Annotated in this window: 17 protein-coding genes; 15 read left to right on the top strand and 2 right to left on the bottom strand. The window is 65.2% G+C overall.

All coding sequences use genetic code 11. The features are described from left to right. Window positions 1-150 precede the first annotated feature (150 nt). Entirely contained in the window at window positions 151-852 is a 702-nt protein-coding gene (locus AB7E35_RS05600) for a nitroreductase (RefSeq protein WP_016452524.1), read from the bottom strand. Window positions 853-1,146: 294 nt separating this feature from the next. On the opposite strand from AB7E35_RS05600, the gene AB7E35_RS05595 reads away from it, so the two are divergent. After that, the gene (locus AB7E35_RS05595; protein ID WP_016452525.1) at window positions 1,147-2,175 is read left to right on the top strand and encodes an AraC family transcriptional regulator; all 1,029 of its coding nucleotides are present in this window, start codon (window positions 1,147-1,149) and stop codon (window positions 2,173-2,175) included. Window positions 2,176-2,197: 22 nt separating this feature from the next. Here the strand turns inward: AB7E35_RS05595 and AB7E35_RS05590 are convergent, their stop codons facing one another. After that, window positions 2,198-2,968, bottom strand: coding sequence for an SDR family NAD(P)-dependent oxidoreductase (locus AB7E35_RS05590; RefSeq protein ID WP_016452526.1), 771 nt, complete (start codon window positions 2,966-2,968; stop codon window positions 2,198-2,200). 286 nt (window positions 2,969-3,254) lie between these two features. Between AB7E35_RS05590 and AB7E35_RS05585 the strand changes: the two genes are divergently transcribed. The 14 genes from AB7E35_RS05585 to AB7E35_RS05520 all read left to right on the top strand — a co-directional run bounded on the left by AB7E35_RS05585 (window position 3,255) and on the right by AB7E35_RS05520 (window position 17,282). After that, window positions 3,255-4,286, top strand: coding sequence for a helix-turn-helix domain-containing protein (locus AB7E35_RS05585; RefSeq protein WP_017405984.1), 1,032 nt, complete (start codon window positions 3,255-3,257; stop codon window positions 4,284-4,286). A gap of 147 nt (window positions 4,287-4,433) precedes the next feature. Further along, window positions 4,434-5,579: an acyl-CoA dehydrogenase family protein gene (locus tag AB7E35_RS05580; protein WP_016452528.1), complete on the top strand. Its 1,146-nt coding sequence runs from the start codon at window positions 4,434-4,436 to the stop codon at window positions 5,577-5,579. Window positions 5,580-5,590: 11 nt separating this feature from the next. After that, window positions 5,591-6,643: a CaiB/BaiF CoA transferase family protein gene (locus AB7E35_RS05575; protein WP_016452529.1), complete on the top strand. Its 1,053-nt coding sequence runs from the start codon at window positions 5,591-5,593 to the stop codon at window positions 6,641-6,643. Window positions 6,644-6,654: 11 nt separating this feature from the next. Then, window positions 6,655-8,322, top strand: a complete 1,668-nt coding sequence (locus AB7E35_RS05570) for a long-chain fatty acid--CoA ligase (protein ID WP_016452530.1) — start codon at window positions 6,655-6,657, stop codon at window positions 8,320-8,322. Window positions 8,323-8,365: 43 nt separating this feature from the next. After that, entirely contained in the window at window positions 8,366-9,547 is a 1,182-nt protein-coding gene (locus tag AB7E35_RS05565; RefSeq protein WP_016452531.1) for a thiolase family protein, read from the top strand. Window positions 9,548-9,558: 11 nt separating this feature from the next. Beyond that, entirely contained in the window at window positions 9,559-10,344 is a 786-nt protein-coding gene (locus AB7E35_RS05560; protein ID WP_223275149.1) for an enoyl-CoA hydratase/isomerase family protein, read from the top strand. Window positions 10,345-10,373: 29 nt separating this feature from the next. Continuing rightward, window positions 10,374-11,156: an SDR family NAD(P)-dependent oxidoreductase gene (locus AB7E35_RS05555; RefSeq protein ID WP_016452533.1), complete on the top strand. Its 783-nt coding sequence runs from the start codon at window positions 10,374-10,376 to the stop codon at window positions 11,154-11,156. A 147-nt stretch (window positions 11,157-11,303) separates the two neighbouring features. Then, on the top strand, window positions 11,304-12,035 hold the full coding sequence (locus AB7E35_RS05550) for a glutathione binding-like protein (protein ID WP_016452534.1): 732 nt from the start codon (window positions 11,304-11,306) through the stop codon (window positions 12,033-12,035). Continuing rightward, window positions 12,032-12,640: a 2-hydroxychromene-2-carboxylate isomerase gene (locus AB7E35_RS05545; protein ID WP_016452535.1), complete on the top strand. Its 609-nt coding sequence runs from the start codon at window positions 12,032-12,034 to the stop codon at window positions 12,638-12,640. The genes AB7E35_RS05550 and AB7E35_RS05545 overlap by 4 nt, the downstream gene beginning before the upstream one ends. Window positions 12,641-12,695: 55 nt before the next feature. Further along, window positions 12,696-13,886 carry an ABC transporter substrate-binding protein gene (locus AB7E35_RS05540; protein ID WP_016452536.1) on the top strand — a complete coding sequence of 397 codons (1,191 nt, stop codon included), beginning with the start codon at window positions 12,696-12,698 and terminating at the stop codon, window positions 13,884-13,886. Between the two features lie 16 nt (window positions 13,887-13,902). Further along, window positions 13,903-14,670, top strand: a complete 768-nt coding sequence (locus AB7E35_RS05535; RefSeq protein WP_016452537.1) for an ABC transporter ATP-binding protein — start codon at window positions 13,903-13,905, stop codon at window positions 14,668-14,670. Beyond that, on the top strand, window positions 14,667-15,383 hold the full coding sequence (locus tag AB7E35_RS05530; RefSeq protein ID WP_016452538.1) for an ABC transporter ATP-binding protein: 717 nt from the start codon (window positions 14,667-14,669) through the stop codon (window positions 15,381-15,383). Before AB7E35_RS05535 ends, AB7E35_RS05530 begins: the two co-directional genes overlap by 4 nt. A 19-nt stretch (window positions 15,384-15,402) precedes the next feature. Continuing rightward, window positions 15,403-16,275: a branched-chain amino acid ABC transporter permease gene (locus tag AB7E35_RS05525; protein ID WP_016452539.1), complete on the top strand. Its 873-nt coding sequence runs from the start codon at window positions 15,403-15,405 to the stop codon at window positions 16,273-16,275. 11 nt (window positions 16,276-16,286) lie between these two features. After that, entirely contained in the window at window positions 16,287-17,282 is a 996-nt protein-coding gene (locus AB7E35_RS05520) for a branched-chain amino acid ABC transporter permease (protein ID WP_197488159.1), read from the top strand. Window positions 17,283-17,289 lie beyond the last annotated feature (7 nt).

The following is a 17,289-nucleotide window of genomic DNA, read 5'->3' as shown; positions in this document are numbered from 1 at the left end:
TCCTCTTTGTGGGTTCAACCCGTCTGCCCCATAGGGCATACATCCATGCATGACCCTACCCACCAGGACAAGGCCCGGTCGATCAACCGCTTCAGGGCGGCTGAATTTCTCAGGCGGCTTACGACGCGATTAGTTGGTATGACAAGATTTCTAGAAGCCGCTGAAGCGTGTGAAGTTCTCGACCGGCTCACGCTCGGTGCGCACGCGGTTCACCACGGCCGCCGGGTCGGCATAGCCCAGTGCCATGCCGCACAGGACCATCTGCCCGTCCGGGATTTGCAGGGCTTCAGCCAGAAGGCGCGGGTAAAGGGTCCACGCCATCTGCGAACAGGTATCCAGGCCTCGTGCGCGGGCCGCCAGCATGATGTTCTGTAAGAACATCCCGTAGTCCACCCAACTGCTCTGCACCATGCGCCGGTCCAAGGTGAAGATCAAACCGACCGGCGCATCGAAGAAGGCAAAGTTGCGTGCATGTTGAGCGCGCATGGCATCCGTATCTCCCTTGGAGATTCCGACTGCGGCATAAAGAGCGAAACCGCACCGACGCCGCCTGGTCAGGTAGGGCTCGAAGAACTCGGCCGGGTAGATGTCGTATTCGGACTGGTGCTCTCCCTCTTCATGGTGAAAGGCGTGCAATACACGGTCGCATAGGCGCTTCCTCGCCTCGCCCGCCACGGCAATGACATGCCACGGCTGGGTGTTGGTGCCACTGGGCGCGCTGGCTGCCACCGACAGAATCTGGGCCACCGCTTCTTGCGACACCGGGGTCGGCAGAAAGGCGCGCACGGAACGACGTTCGCGCATCACCGCATCAATCAGCATGTTGCGCAAAGGCACGGCGCAGACAGACATTCACTCTCTCCTGGTTGCTGGGCTATTCGGGTGAGCACACCGACATGCCGTTGCCGAAGAAGCATTCATGCGAATGCATCGATGCCGAACGTCCACGGGTCGTCCCTGGGTGTGCTACCAAGCGGTATTCTGGGCACTCGGCACATACGCGTCTTGCCCGCCAGTGCATGGCGAGTTGACTTTGTATGCACAAGGCAAAATCCGGTTGACCGCAGCCGGACGCTACATCGTTAGCGGGCCGTTTTCTTGGTGTAATTTCGGATTCAGCGCCAGCTATCGTTGCTCCCTTTGACCATGTTGAAACCCGTCGTCACTGTTCCTGTTTTTGCCGTGCATGGCCTGCTCGACGGCGCGCGCAGCAAAGGACTGGCCACCGAGTCCTGGCTGGATGGCGTTCTGGCGCAGGCCCGCATCGCCGAGTCGCTGCTGCATCTGGAGCAGTCGCGTGTGACCATAGAGCAATACATCGCACTCTTCAGTGCCGTGAAGAACAGCTTGGACGACGAATGCCTAGGCCATCTACACGGTCGGCCGTTGCGCTGCGGCAGCTTTGCGCTGATGGCTCGCTCTACGCTCGGGGCCAAGACGCTGGCAGCCGCCTTGCAGCGCGTGAGTGCATCCTTCGCCCTGCTGCAGGACGACGTGGCGCTTGTGCCCGTCTCTGATGGCTTGCTCAAGGGTGCTGCTCTGGACGTGCGCCACGCCCTGGGCAAACATTCAGACTTCCTGCACGGGCTGCTGTTGCGCGTTTTCTGGCGTCTGCTGGTATGGCTGCACGGCGGCCGACTGGTGCCCAGAGGGCTCGATTTTGCCTTCGAGCCACCGCCGCGTGCCGCAGACTATGCCCAAATCTTCTCGGGCACGTTGCGGTTCGGGCAGGCGCGGTCGGCGGTCTGGTTCGAGGCATCCGCATTCACGCAGCCGATGCGCCGTGACACCGCCGCGCTCCAGACCTTTTTGCGTGCCACACCGGGCAACCTGATCGGCCCGCGTCTAATCGAGCGGACAGCCAGCGCGCGGGTGCGCGCGCTATTGCAGCAAGCGTGCCCGGAGTGGCCCGATCTGACTGTCGCCGCGCAGCGCTTGCACATGTCGGTCAGCGCACTGCAGCGGCATCTGGCCGTGGAGGGCAAGTCCTTTCAGGTGCTGAAGGACGAGTTACGGCGCGACATGGCGATCGTTCGGTTGACCAGCACCGATGCCGCGCTGAGCGCCATCGCCGCCGAGTTGGGGTTCGCCGACGGCACCGCCTTCCAGCGGGCCTTCAAGTCATGGACCGGCAGCACGCCAGGCGTCTATCGTTCGCGCACCCAAAAAACGTAGCGCTGCTTCGACGCGGTCGCACTCAAAGCGACGAGCACAGATGCCCGCCATCCACTGGCACGCAGGCGCCGGTCATCCACGACCCGGCCTCGGTCGCGAACAGCAGGAACAGACCGTTGAGCTCCTCCGGCTTACCCAGGCGGCGCATCGGGATGCGCTTGATAAGCGCCTTGCCATGGTCGGTATCCCACATGGCATCGGTCATCTCGGTGTCGATGTAGCCCGGCTCGATGGCATTGACGCGAATGCCGTGGCGCGCCCATTCGAGCGCCAGGCTCTTGGTCATGTGCACGACTGCAGCCTTGGACGTGGCATACAGCATGGCGCCCGGCATCACGCGTTCGCCCAGGATCGATGCGATGTTGATGACTGAGCCTCCCCGCCCCGCATCCACCCAGCGCTGCGCGGCACGCGCGGCCACCAGCCACACGCCGCGCACGTTGGTCTCCATCAGCGAGTCGAAGTCGGACACAGGCAGCGTGAGCGACAAGGCGTCGTTGGAAGCCCCGGCGTTGTTAACCACCACGTCGAGGATGGTGCCCGAGGCGTCTATCTCGGCGAAGGCGTCGTCGATGGACTGCTCGGAAGCCACATCCATTTCCAGCACCGTGACCTGAGGCGAACCGAGCTTTTCGAGTTCCTGGGCGAGTTTGTCGAGCCGCGCCTTGCGCCGCGCCCCAATCACTACCTTGGCCTTGCAACCAGCAGCCAGCCGAGCGAAGTTCTCGCCCAGGCCCGACGAGGCCCCCGTGACCAGCACCCGCTTGCCTGCCAGCATTGCACCCAGATCCATCATCGTCTCCTTGCATCTTCAGTTCGCCGTCGATGCCGGGAGGTTAGCGCAGGGCCGCTCGGCTGCGGGGTTGCCTCGCTCCCCCATCCGTCGAAAGAGGTGCCTTGTCAGTTGATCGAGACCATCCGTCATTGCCGCGCCAAGCACCGCTGCCTACGATTGCCTGTATGCCTTGGGTACCCTGAGCGCCGCACGAAAGCACGCCACGGTGTCGACGCTCCGGTCCCGATGGGCTGCGGCGTCTGGGGGCAGATTCAGGAGACGACAAGTGCTGCAACAGTCACCCATGGAATGGTCCATCGACCATGCGCCCATCGAGGGCAGGATAGATGCGACGGAAGCGATCCTCAAGGACTCCTTCCAGCGCTGGAGTCTTTCCTCCCCGGCGAAGCCTGCTGCATTCCAGGCGAAGTTGCGGCGACACGAACTCGCCGGAGCCTCCTTGGTATGCACCGTGACCGGTGCTTGCGTCGAGCAGTCTCCTCCTGGACATTCGTCATTCGACGATGAGTTCTGCCTGGGGCTGCAGCTGAACCTGAGCGGCCGAGTACAGTTGCAGCAGTGGGACACGCCAATCTGCGAGGGCGACATGTTCCTCTGGCGTACCGATCAGCGGCAAGACTATGAGGTGCTGGAACGAACCCACAGCGTGTCGTTGATGATTCCCTGGCAGCTCATGCGCGAGCATCTACCGGGCCGCAAGCAGCCGCCCGCAGCCTGCCGCATTGACAGTCACACAGGCGTGGGCTCACTGCTCAGCCAACACCTGATGGGGTTGGCAAAGGAGATCGGCGCCGTGCCGCCCTCCGCCCACGTCGCCCTTTGCCGCACGGTGATCGGGCTTCTGGACATTGCGCTGCCAGAGCCGGAGAGCGCCACTCGATTCACGGCCATGGCCGCGTTGCGCGAACGAGTACTTGCCTACATCGCCCAGCATTTTCAAGAGGATGACCTGAGTCCGGCACGCATCGCCGCGGCGCACGGTATTTCACTGCGTTACCTTCATGCGCTGTTTGCGCAGGGCGATACCACGGTGGTCGGCCACATCCTGGAAAGCCGATTGCAAGCGTGCTGGCGGACACTCGTTGACCCGGTCTGCCGGCATCTGCAGGTCTCGGCGATCGCCTTTCACTGGGGCTTCAACTCCACCAGCCATTTCTGCCGCGCATTCAAACAACGCTTTGGAGTGTCGCCCAGCGATGCACGCGGCATGACTGCTCACGGCTCCGCCATCGGCCCGGTCGAGTCAGCCGGGCTTTCCCTTGCACACGCAAAGTCAACTTGCCATGCACTGGCGGGCAAGACGCGCACGGGCTGAATGCCGACCATATGCCCTGGACAGACTGAGAACGCAGAGATTCGACGCTTCGCCCGCCCCGTTGTGGGTATGCGGGCATGACCCGGGGCCGCATCGCTGGCCAAGTTTTCAAACCTTCATCGTACAAACCTTCTGAGGAGCGCTCCCATGCTGCCGCAATTGCACCGTCAACCCTGGATGGACAGCGACATCGAGACCTTTCGCGACCAGGTGCGCCGCTACATCGCCGCCGAGATGGCTCCGCACCTGCCCGCTTGGCGCGAACAGGGCTACGTCCCGCGCGAGACCTGGCGGCCCTTCGGCGAGATGGGGTTCATGCTGCCCGAAATGCCCGAAGCCTACGGCGGCACCGGGGCCAGCATTGCCTACCAGCTGGTGGTACAGGATGAGTTGACCAGAGCGGAAATGCCCAACAACGTCCAGGTGAACAGCATCGCTGCGCACTACATCATGGACTACGGCACCGAGGAGCAGAAGCAGCGCTGGCTGCCCAAGCTGAGCAGCGGCGAGATGCTGCTCGGCATTGCGATGACCGAACCCGGCTGCGGGACGGACCTCAAGGCCATCGCCACCCGCGCGCGCCGTGATGGCGACCACTACGTGATCGACGGTGCCAAGACCTTCATCACCAACGGCTACACCTGCAATCTGCTGATTGTGGTCGCACGCACCGGCGAGGCGGGCAGCCGAGGCCTTTCGCTGATCGTGGTGGAGACCGAGAACCTGCCAGGGTTCCGCGTGGGCCGCCTGCTCGACAAGATCGGCCTGCATGCGTCGGACACCGCCGAACTCTTCTTCGACGGGGTGCGCGTGCCGGTCGATCAAGTCCTGGGGGGCGTCGAAGGGCTTGGTTTCAAGCAGTTGATGGGCCAGTTGCCCTACGAACGCATGACCATCGCCGTGCCTGCGGCGGCCATCATCGACCGGGCCCTGGAACTCACCGTCGAATACACGAAGGAGCGCAAGATTTTCGGCGCACCGCTGTTCGAGATGCAGACCACGCGCCACAAGCTGGCCGAGATCGCCACCACCGCTCACGTGGTGCGCACCTTCGTCAACGACTGCATCCAGCGGCTGCTGGACGGAAAGCTCGACGCCGAAGCCGCGTACATGGCCAAGTGGTGGTGCAGCGAGCAGCAGTGCCGCGTGGTGGACGAGTGCCTGCAGATGTTCGGCGGCTACGGCTACATGTACGAATACCCGATCGCGCGCATGTACACCACCTCGCGCGTGCAGAAGATCTACGGCGGCGCGAACGAGGTCATGAAAGAACTGATTGCGAGGAAGCTGTGAACGCCTCGCACATGCTGCAAAAGCCACTGCACGGCGTCCGTGTGGTGGAGTTCGAAGGGATCGGGCCGGGCCCGCTGGCCGCCATGATGCTGGCCGACATGGGTGCCGAGGTGATTGCGCTGACACGGGCCGAGCAGGCCGCCGGGGCGCAGCCGCTGGGCGGGGCGGCGGCCAACCCGCTGCACCGGGGCAAGACGGTCGAGATCACCGACCTGAAGTCGCCCGGCGGCAAGGCGCGCGCCCTGGATCTGATCGGCCAGTCCGACGTTCTGATCGAAGGCTTTCGCCCCGGCGTGATGGAACGGCTGGGGTTCGGCCCCGCCGAATGCGCGGCGCGCAACCCCAAGCTGGTCTATGGCCGGATGACGGGCTGGGGCCAGGACGGCCCGCTCTCCCGGGCCGCTGGCCACGACCTGAACTACGTGGCGCTGACGGGCCTGCTGTCGCTGTCGGCCCGCAAGGGGCAGATGCCCATCGTGCCGCCCTCGGTGCTCGGGGACGCGGCCGGGGCGCTGGGCATGGCCTTCGGTGTCGCCTGCGCGCTGGTCGATGCGCGCGGTAACGGTAGGGGCAGTGGCCGCGGCCGGGTCGTGGATGCCGCCATCATCGACATCGTGGCCATGATGGGCACGCTGGTGCATTGGATTCGCGCCAATGGGCAGATCGACGGCACGAAGCCGAGCCCGTTTCACGATTCGCCGTTCTATGACGTGTACGCCTGTGCCGACGGCGGCTTCATCAGCCTCGCGGTGGTGGAGCCCGCGTTCCACGCACTGCTGCTGTCGAAGCTGGGCCTGACGGACGTGAACCCTGCCGACCAGTACGACACGACGACGTGGCCAGCGCTGAAGGAGCGCATTGCGGCCCTCATCCGCAGCCAACCCAGGGCGCACTGGTGCGCGTTGCTCGAAGGCAGCGACGCCTGCTTCGCGCCCGTGCTCAGCCTGGCCGAGGCGGCGCGGCATCCGCACAACGCGGCACGGGGTATCTACCAGACCACCCCCTCCGGCGCCATCGAGGCGGCCCCGGCCCCACGGTTCCAGGCACTCAACGCAACCACATAGGAGACCAGAGAATGACCAACACCACCAAGATCGTGCGCGGCTGCCCGTCTACCTCGGGCAACGACCGCCAGCTCAACACCACGACGCTCATCCGGCACGCCGCGCGCACCCACGGAGACCAGGAGATCGTCTACCGCACGCCCGATGGCGGCTGGGACCGCTACACCTATGCCGACTGCTACGCGCGCGTCTGCCGCAGCGCCAATGCGCTGCGCGCGCTCGGTGTCGAACCTGGCGACCGGGTCGGCATCCTGGACTGGAACAGCCGACGCCATTTCGAGCTGTACTGGTCCATCCCTGGCCTGGGCGCGGTCATGCTGCAGATGAACCTGCGCCTGGGCGCCGAAGACCTGGGCTACGTGGTCGGCCACAGCCAAGTGTCCTACGTATGCGTGGACGAATCATTGCTGCCCATCGCCGAATCCGTCGCGGCGAATTCGCCCCAGATCAAGGGCTGGATCGTCATGACCGACAAGCCGCTGGACCAGATTAAGACCACGCTGAAACCGCTGCTGCACTACGAAGACCTGCTGGCCGCCGCCGACCCCAAGATCGACTGGCCCGAGATCGACGAAACCTCGGCCTACAGCGCCTGCTACACCACCGGCACCACGGGCAAGCCCAAGGGCGTGTACTACTCGCACCGCTGCATCTACCTGCACTCCACGGGCATGGCCACCAATCTGGGCATGACGCTGAGCGACTGCGTGATGCTCATCACGCCCATGTTCCACGGGCAATGCTGGGGCCTGCCGCAGGCCGCCACGCTGCTGGGCGACAAGATCGTGCTGCCGGGCCGCTATGTCGCCGAGGACACCAAGCCCCTGGTTGACGCCATGATCGCCGAGGGCGTGACGGTCGCCAACGGCGCACCGGCCATCTTTCAGCCCATGCTGCAGTACATCGAAACGATGCCGGTCAAGCCGGACTTCAGCAGCATGCGCATGCTGTCCGGCGCCTCCGAGCCGCCGCTGTCGATGATGATCGGTTTCTACAAACTCACCGGTGCCGAGGTGGTCCACGGCTACGGTGCCACCGAAGCCACGACGCTGGTGACCATGAACCGCCTCAAGTCCACGCTCAAGAAGCGCCTGACCGAGGAAGAGCGCTGGAACCTCAAGCGCAAGCAGGGTCTGGTGCTGACCGGGGTGGACATCCGCATCCTCGATGCCGATGACAAGGACTTGCCGCATGACGGAAAGTCGGCGGGCGAGATTTGCGTGCGCGGCCCCTGGATCACGGCCAGCTACCACGACATGCCCGATTCCGCAGACCGCTTCCTGGAGGGTGGCTGGTGGCGCTCGGGCGATGTCGGCACGGTGGACGAGAACGGCTACCTCAAGGTCACCGACCGCATCAAGGACGTGATCAAGAGCGGCGGCGAATGGATTTCTTCCATCGACATGGAAAACCTGCTCATGGGCCACCCCGCCGTGCGCGACGCCGCCGTGGTCGGCGTTCCGCATCCGAAGTGGCAGGAGCGGCCGCTGGCCCTGGTGGTGCTCAAGCCCGGCCAGCAGGCGACCCAGGAACAACTGAAGGAGCACCTGGGCAGCGCCTTCGCCAAGTGGCAGTGGCCGGATCAGGTTCTGTTCGTCGAGGCCATCCCCAAGACCAGCGTCGGCAAGCTCGACAAGAAGCGCATACGCGTCGAGCAGGCAGACCGCTATTCCGCCTGACACCCGCTTTGCATGACCCCCAGTTTCTTACCAGGAGAACCACATGAATGACCATGAACCCGTGATCGTCGGCGCGCTGCGCACCCCCGTGGGCAAGCGCGGCGGGCGCCTGCAAAAATGGCACCCCGTCGATCTGATGGCCGAGACGCTGCGCCAGCTGGTCGAACAGTCCGGCGTCAACCCCTCCGATCTGGACGACGTGATCGTCGGCTGTGTGCTGCAGTGGGACCAGCAGCATGGCAACCTGGCCCGCCATGCCGTGCTGGCGGCGGGGCTGCCCGAATCCGTCCCGGCTGTGACGGTGGACCGGCAATGCGGCTCCGGCCAGCAGGCGGTGAGTTTTGCCGTGCATGGCATCCAGGCGGGGGCCTACCAGCTGGCCATCGGCGGGGGGGTGGAGTCGATGTCGCAGGCGCCGCTGCCGCCGTCGTTCAAGCCCGGCGCGCCGCTGGGCGCGCAATACAGCCCGCGCGAACTGGCGCGCTACCAGGACAACCCGCTGATACCGCAAGGCGTTTCGTCGGAGTTGCTGAACTCGCGCTTCGGCCTGACCCGTGAAGTCCTGGATGCATCCGCCGTGCGCAGCCACAAGCGCGCCGCCGAGGCGATTCAGGCCGGTCGCATCAAGGATCAACTGGTGCATCTGACCGAGGACCCGGCCGACCCGAACAGCCCCGTCGTCGCCGCCGACGAGGGCGTGCGCGCCAACCCCGACCCCGAGAAGCTGGCCACGCTGAAAGCCGTGTTTGCCGCCAACGGCACCACCACCGCCGGCAACTCGTCGCAGATCAGCGACGGCGCCGCCGCACTGCTGATCGCCAGCCGTGCCTATGCCAAAAAGCATGGCCTCAAGCCGCGTGCGCGCTTCGTCAGCACCGCCGTGGCCGCCGCCGACCCGGTGATCCAGTTCACCGCCGTGCTCGACTCCACCCGCAAGGCATTGAAGGAATCGGGCCTGACCATCAACGACATCGACCTGTTCGAAGTCAACGAGGCTTTCGGCGGCGTGCCGCTGATGTTCCAGCAGGAATTCGGCATCCCGGACGACCGCCTGAATGTCAACGGCGGCTCGATGGCCATTGGCCATCCGCTGGGTTCCACCGGCGCGCGCATGCTCACCGACCTGCTGTACGAACTGGAGCGCCGGGGCGGCCGCTATGGCCTGCAAACCATCTGCGAGGCTTCGGGCACGGCCAACACCACCATCATCGAGCGGCTTGCATGAGCGGGGCCACCATGAGCGAAGCCAGTGAAGTGCTCGTCAGCCGTGACGGCGCCGTCGTCACCCTGACCATCAACCGCCCGCGTGCGAAGAACAGCCTGAACCGCGCGGTGTTCGATGGCCTGTCCGCACAGCTTGCGCAACTGCGCGACGACGATGTCGTGCGGGTCGTCGTCATCACCGGCGCCGAGGGCGTGTTTTGCGCGGGCGCCGACATCACGGCCTTTGAAGTGCTGCGCGCCGCGCCGCTGCTGGGCGACCGCTCGGCGACCGGCTGGGACTTCTTTGCGGCGCTGGGGCGCTTCCCCAAGCCCGTCATCGCGGCGGTGGAAAAGGTCGCGCTGGGCGGCGGCACGGAACTGGCGCTGGCCTGCGACATCGTGATCGCGGGCGAGTCCGCCAAGTTCGGCGTGCCGGAAGTCAAGCTGGGCGCCATCCCCGGTGCGGGCGGCACCCAGCGCTTGATTCATGCCATCGGCAAGTCCAAAGCCATGGCGCTGTTGCTGACCGGCGATTTCATGGATGCCCGCAAGGCTTGCGACGTCGGCATCGTCGCCGAAGTGACGGCGGACGGCCAGGCCCTGCCGACGGCGTTGGCGATGGCCAGCCGGATTGCGGCCAATTCGCCGCTGGCCGTGGCGCTGGCCAAGGATGCGGCCCTGGCCAGCTTTGAAACCCCGCTCGCGCAGGGCCTGGAGCATGAGAAGCGCAATTTCGTTGTCGCTTTGCGTTCGGCCGACAACCTGGAAGGGCAAGCGGCATTCCTGGGCAAGCGCACCCCCAAATTCACCGGCCAATAACGCCTGTCTGTCATCTTCAAGGAAAAACCATGCAACTCAATTCCGGCATTTCTGCCGTCATCACCGGGGGGGCTTCCGGCCTGGGGGCCGCCACGGCCCGGCGTTTGGCCAGCCATGGCGTCAAGGTCGCCATCTTCGACATGAACGAAGCCGTCGGCCAGGCGTTGGCCAGCGAGCTTGGCGGCGTTTACTGCAACGTGGACGTAACGTCCGAGGAGCAGGTGGACGCAGCCTTCGCCAAGGCCCGCGCCGCGATCGGGCAGGAACGCGTTTTGGTCAACTGCGCCGGCACGGCCGACGCCGTCAAGACTGTCAGCCGCGATCGGAAAACGGGTGAGATCCGCCCGAGTGCGGTGGATCGCTTCAACCGCATCGTGCAGATCAACCTGGTGGGCACGTTCCGCTGCATTGCCAAATCGACGGCGGGCATGCTGGCGCTGGAACCGCTGGCCGACGGCGACCGCGGCGTCGTGGTCAACACCGCTTCGGCCGCTGCGGTGGACGGCCAGGTCGGCCAGGCCAGCTATGCCGCCAGCAAGGCCGCCGTCATGGGCATGACCTTGCCGATCGCACGCGACCTGATGGACGAAGGCGTTCGCGTCAACACCATCCTGCCGGGGATCTTCGGCACCCCCTTGCTGCTGGCCCTGCCGGACAACGTCAAGCAAGCGCTGGCGGCCAGCGTGCCCTTTCCCAAGCGTTTGGGCGACCCCGATGAATTCGCGCAGGCCGTCGAGTTTCTGGTCACTTGCGGCTACATGAACGCCGAGTCCATCCGCGTGGATGGGGCCCTCCGCATGGCGCCGCGCTGACGCCTTGAACCCTCGAAGAGCTGCGCATGATGTCGTCAACCCGAGAAAGCCGCGCGACGGGAGCCTGGAATGTCAGGGGGCCGGCCACGGGTGACTGCAAGTCATGGCGTGATGTCGATCCGCAGCTCGCCAGGAGCGTCATTCGCCATGATTGACCTGCATTACGCACCGACACCCAACGGCTGGAAGATCTCCATCCTGCTTGAGGAACTCGGACTTCCCTATACGGTGACTCCGGTCAACATCCGCGCTGGCGAGCAATTCAAGCCGGAATTTCTGGCGATCAGCCCGAACAACCGCATTCCGGCCATAGTGGACCATGCGCCGCTCGACGGCGGCGGCCCGCTTTCGGTGTTCGAGACCGGCGCCATCCTGGTCTATCTGGCCCAGAAAACCAACCGCTTCCTGCCCACGGATCTGCGCGGCTTCACCCAAACCATGCAATGGGTGATGTGGCAGGTGAGCGGACTGGGGCCCATGCTCGGCCAGCATGGTCACTTTGCGCTGTATGCGCAGGAAAAGATCGCCTACGCGATCGAGCGTTACCGCGACGAAGCGGCGCGGCTGTATCGCGTGCTCGATACCCAGCTCGGCAAGACCGGCGCCTATGTCGCCGGCGCCGAGTACGGCATCGCCGACATCGCCTGCTTTCCCTGGGCCATGACCCACAAGGCGCAAGGCTTCACGCTCGACGATTTTCCCCACATCAAGCGCTGGTACGCCAGCGTGCGCGCCCGGCCGCAAGTGCAGGCGGGACTGGCGGTCGGCAAATTCGAGAAGGAGCCGCTGGACGACGAAGCAAGAAAGAACATGTTCGGCCAGAAGGCCAAGGAGATGGCACACCGCATGTCGCCCAACAACCAGCGAGAAACACCATGATCGAATTCTTCTTCGACTGCTCCAGCCCCTGGACCTATCTCGCCTTCCACAACATCCAGCCGCTCGCCGACGAACTGGGCGTCGAGGTCACATGGCGGCCCATCCTGGTCGGCGGCATCTTCAACACGATCAATCCGACCGTCTACGCCTCGCGCGAGACGCCGGTGCCGCAGAAGGCCCGCTACCTGAAAAAGGATCTGGCAGATTGGGCCCGCTCGACGGGGCTTGCGATCAAGATGCCGCCGACGGTGTTTCCCGTCAACAGCGTGAAGGCGATGCGCGGCTGCGTCTGGCTCGGCAACGACATGGTGCCGTTTGCCCGCGCCATATTTGAAGCCTATTGGGGCGAGGACCAGGACATCTCGCAGGATTCGGTGCTGACCCATGTGTGCCAGCGCATTGGCATCGATCCCGCCCCATTCTTTGCAGGCATCGGCGAGCAGGCGATCAAGGATCAGCTCAAGGCCAACACCGATGAGGTGGTCGCGCGCGGCGGCTTTGGCTCGCCGACCATCTTTGTGGACAAGACCGACATGTATTTCGGCAACGACCGCATGCCGCTGATCCGCGAAGCCGTGCTGCGCCTGCAAGGGAAGACGGCCTGATACCGCAAGCAGGGTTCACCCATCCATTCATCTCACCACCACCACAGGAGACATCATGCAAAAAAGACAATTCATCACCATGCTTTCCGGCGCCATGCTGACCGGCGTTTCTGGCCTGGTCCGCGCGCAGGGCGCAGGCACCCCGGGCGTGACGGATCGCGAGATCAAGATCGGCTCGACCGGGCCGCTCAGCGGCCCGGCCGCAGGCTATGGCGTCGTCGGCAAGACCATGTCTGCATGGTTTGACCTGGTCAACGCCGAGGGCGGCGTGAATGGGCGCCAGCTCAAGCTGGTGCTGGCCGACGATGGCTACAGCCCGCCGAAAACCCTGGAGCAATCGCGCCGCCTGGTGGAGCGCGATCAGGTGGCTTTTCTCGCGGCGCAGATAGGCTCGTCCACTGGGCTGGCGTCGCGCAGCTATCTCAACAACGCCAAAGTACCGCAACTCTTCGTTTCGTCCGGCTCTGCCACGTGGCTGGATGATGCGGCTAAGTTCCCCTGGAGCATGGGCTGGCTGCCCCTGTACACCGACGAAGGGCGCATCCTGGCCAGGCACATCCTGCAGACGCGGCCCAACGCGAAGATCGCCATGTTCTACCAGAACGACGACGCCGGCAAGGATGTGCTGCGTGGCGTGAAGGAGGTTCTGGCTGCCGCCGGGAAGAAGCTCATCAGCGAAGAGTCGCATGAAGTGTCGGATCCGACGGTGGACTCGCAGATCGTCTCCATGCATGCCTCGGGCGCGGACGTGCTGGTGGCGTGGGGTTCGCCCAAAGCCACCCTCCAGTCGCTGCGCAAGACCCACGACATCGGCTGGCGCCCGGCCATCTACATCAACCCGAGCGCATCTTCGGTGCCCGCGGTGCTGACTCCGGTGGGGCTGGACAAGGTCAAGGGCATCATGAGCGCCGCGTTCCTCAAGGATCCGAGCGATCCGACCTGGAAGGACGACCCTGGTGTCCTGGCCTGGCATGCCTTCATGGACAAATACAACAAAGGCGCGGCCAAGGAGTACCTCACCGTGCTCGGTGCCTGCCTTGGGCAAGTGACAGTGCAGTTGCTCAAGCAGTGCGGCAACGACCTCTCGCGCGAGAACATCATGCGGCAGTCGCGCCGCCTGGACATGGATTTGCCCATGATGCTGCCGGGCCTGCGTGTCAAGACCAGCGACGCCCGCCCTCACCCGATACCGGACATGCGCATCCAGCAGTTCGACGGCACGAGCTGGAAGGTGATGCCGTCCTGACGGGGCGAGCGCAGCGATGGAACCCATTCTTTCCGTACGCGACCTGACGATCCGCTTCGGCGGTGTCGTCGCGCTGGACGCCTTCTCGATGGACGTGCCCGAGGGCTGCATCTTCGGCCTGATCGGGCCGAACGGCGCTGGCAAGACGACCTGCTTCAACTGCATCAGCGGCCTGTACCGGCCCACCCACGGCAGCGTGCGCTTCGGCCAGGCCGAGTTGACGCGCCTGCCGCGCCACGGCGTGGCACGGCTGGGTCTGAGCCGCACCTTCCAGAACGTGGCGCTCTACCCCTCGCTCACGGTGCGCGAAAACGTGATGGTGGGTGCGCACGCGCGGCTGCCGGTGTCGATGCTGGGTGCCGCGCTGCGCTCGCGCGCCGTCCGTGCCGCCGAGGAAGAAATCGCGCACTCGGCTGACGCGGCCCTGGCCACGCTGCGGCTGTCCGACTATGCCGACCGGGGCGTGGCGGAACTGCCGGTGGGCATCCAGCACCGCGTGGAAATCGCGCGGGCGCTGGTGACGCGGCCCAAGCTGCTGCTGCTTGACGAACCCGCCGCTGGCCTCACCGCTGGCGAGGTCGATGAACTGCGCGACGTGCTGCTGCGCCTGCACGAGGAATTGAAGCTGACCATGGTGATCGTGGAGCACAACATGCGCTTCGTGATGAAGACCTGCTCCGACCTCGCGGTACTGAGCTTTGGCCGCAAGCTCGCCCAGGGCTCGCCCGAGGAAGTGGCCAACAACGACGCCGTGCTCGATGCCTATCTGGGAGGTGTGCTGTGACCCAACGGCTTGAAATCCGCAACCTCGCGGTGGCCTACGGCCGAACGGCGGTGGTGCATGGCATCGACCTGCACGTGCAGGCCGGCGAGATGGTGGCGCTGCTCGGCGCCAACGGCGCGGGAAAGACCTCCATCCTGCGCGCCATCAGCCACCAGCAGGTGACTGCCAAGGGCACGCTGCGCTTCGAGGGCCAGGACATCATCGACATGGCCGCGCCCGCCATCGCCTCGCTGGGCATCGCCCACGTGCCCGAAGGGCGCGGCACCTTTGGCGACCTGACGGTGCTGGAAAACCTGCGCGTGGGCGCCATCCACCGCCGCGACAAGGACGGCATCGAGCAGGACATCGCCCGGATGCAGACGCTGTTTCCCAAGCTGTCCAGCCGCGCGAAGCAGGCGGCGGGCACGCTCAGCGGCGGCGAGCAGCAGATGCTGGCCATCGCGCGCGCGCTGATGACGCGCCCCAAGATGCTGCTGCTGGACGAGCCTTCGTTCGGCATCGCGCCGCGCGTGACGCAGGAGATCTACGAACTCCTGCACCAGTTGCGCGAAACCGAGCACCTCACGGCGCTCATCGTGGAGCAGAACGCCCAGGTCGCGCTGAACCTAGTCAACCGGGCCTATGTGCTCGAAAGCGGGCGCGTCACTGCCCAGGGCACCGCAGCCGAGCTGCGCGAAGACGACGCCGTGCGCCGCAGCTACCTCGGCCACTGATCAAAAAAGGTTCATCACCATGCAAGCATTCCTTCACCAGATAGCTTCGGGCCTGGCGGCGGGCGGCATCTATGCCAGCCTCGCCATCGCGCTTGTGCTCATCTATCGCTGCACTTCGTCCGTCAACTTCGCGCAGGGCGAACTGGCGATGTTCTCCACCTATATGAGCTGGGCGTTGGTTCAGGCGGGCGCATCATGGTGGGTGGCCTTCGCCGTCGTGGTCGTGGGTTCCTTCCTGCTCGGGCTGGCGCTGGAACGGGTCATCTTCCAGCCCCTGCGGCACAAGCCGGTGCTCTCGGTCGTGGCGGCCAGCATCGCGCTGCTCATCATCTTGAACAGCCTGGTCGGCTGGCTGTTCGGGCATGAGATGCTGGAGTTCGCCACGCCGTTCGGTGGCGTCCTCAGCCGTGCCGAACCCTATCTGTCGGCCCACGAGGTCGGCGTTCTGCTCGTCACCCTGGCCGAACTGGCGGCGGTATTCGCGTTCTTCCGCTTCACCCGGTTCGGCCTGGCGATGCGTGCGGTGGCGGTGAACGCGCCGTCGGCGGAACTGTCGGGCATCAGCACCAACAAGGTGCTGGCCGTGGGCTGGGGTCTTGCAGCGGTGGCCGGTGCCGTGGCGGGGCTGATGGCCGCGCCCATCGTGTTCCTGGAGCCGTCGATGATGATGGGGCCGCTGATCTACGCACTGGCGGGCGCGCTGCTGGGCGGCATCGCCAGCCCTGTGGGCGCCGTGGCCGGGGGCTTCGCCGTCGGGGTACTGGAGAACCTGCTGGGCGCCTACGTGGTCGGCAACGACCTGAAACTGACCTGCATCATGCTGTTGATCATCGCGATGCTGGTCTTGCGGCCCGCCGGTATCTTCGGCAAGACGGCCCAGGTGAGGGTGTGAGCATGAGTACCATGAACGCCCCACTCAACATCCGCCCGGCGGCATCGCCCACCTGGTTGCGCTGGACGGCCTCGGTGGTCGGGCTCGCGCTGCTGGCCTGGTCCTTTAGTTGGCAAAGTTATCCGTTGTACGTGATGACGCAGGTGCTGATCTATGGCATCGCCATCATGGGCCTGAACCTGCTCACCGGCTACACGGGCCAGATCTCGCTCGGCCACAGCGCCTTCTTCGCCATCGGTGCCTATACTGCGGCGGTGCTCTCGCATCACCTGGGCTGGCCATTCTACGTGGGCGTGCCGGTGGCGGCGCTGTTGTGCTTCGTGGCGGGTTTCCTCTTCGGCTTCCCGGCGCTGCGGCTGCCCATGCTTTATCTGGCGCTGTCCACCTTCGCGGTGGCGGTGGTGACACCGCAGGCGCTCAAGTGGAAAAAGATCGAGTGGCTGACCGGCGGCGTGGCGGGGATCGTCCTGGAAAAACCTGTGTTCCCAGGAGTGCTGGCCGACCGGGCGGACTGGGCCATCATGGCCTGCGTTGCGGCCTGCGCGCTCTGCGCCTTCCTGCTGGCGCGGCGGATTCTCGGCTCGCAGTTCGGCCGCCTGGTGGACGCCTCGCGCGACCAGCCGCTCGCGGCGGCGGCGGGCGGGCTCGACATCACCGCCCTGCGCACGCAGATGTTCGGCCTCAGCGCGGCGTTCACCGGCCTGGCCGGTGCCCTGAGCGTGGTGGCGGGCCAGTTCGTCGCGCCCGAGAACTTTCCCTTCCTGCTCTCGGTGTCCCTGCTGGTGGGCAGCTTCGTGGGCGGGGTGCGCAGCCTGTGGGGCGCCTTCCTGGGGGCTGCCTTCATCGTGCTCACGCCCAACTTGGCCGAGAGCGTGTCGCAATCCGCGCCGTGGATGATCTTCGGCTTCGCACTGCTCGCGGTGGTCTTCCTGGCCCCCAATGGCTTGAGCGGCTGGATCACCAGCCTCCGGCGCAGGCGTGCAAATTCCTCATCCGCCCAGTCTTAGATGCTTT

Source organism: Diaphorobacter sp. (assembly GCF_050251835.1).
GTDB lineage: Bacteria > Pseudomonadota > Gammaproteobacteria > Burkholderiales > Burkholderiaceae_C > JBFXIE01.
The sequence above is the reverse complement of the archived record's forward strand: the minus strand, read 5'-3'. Positions and strand labels throughout refer to the sequence as shown.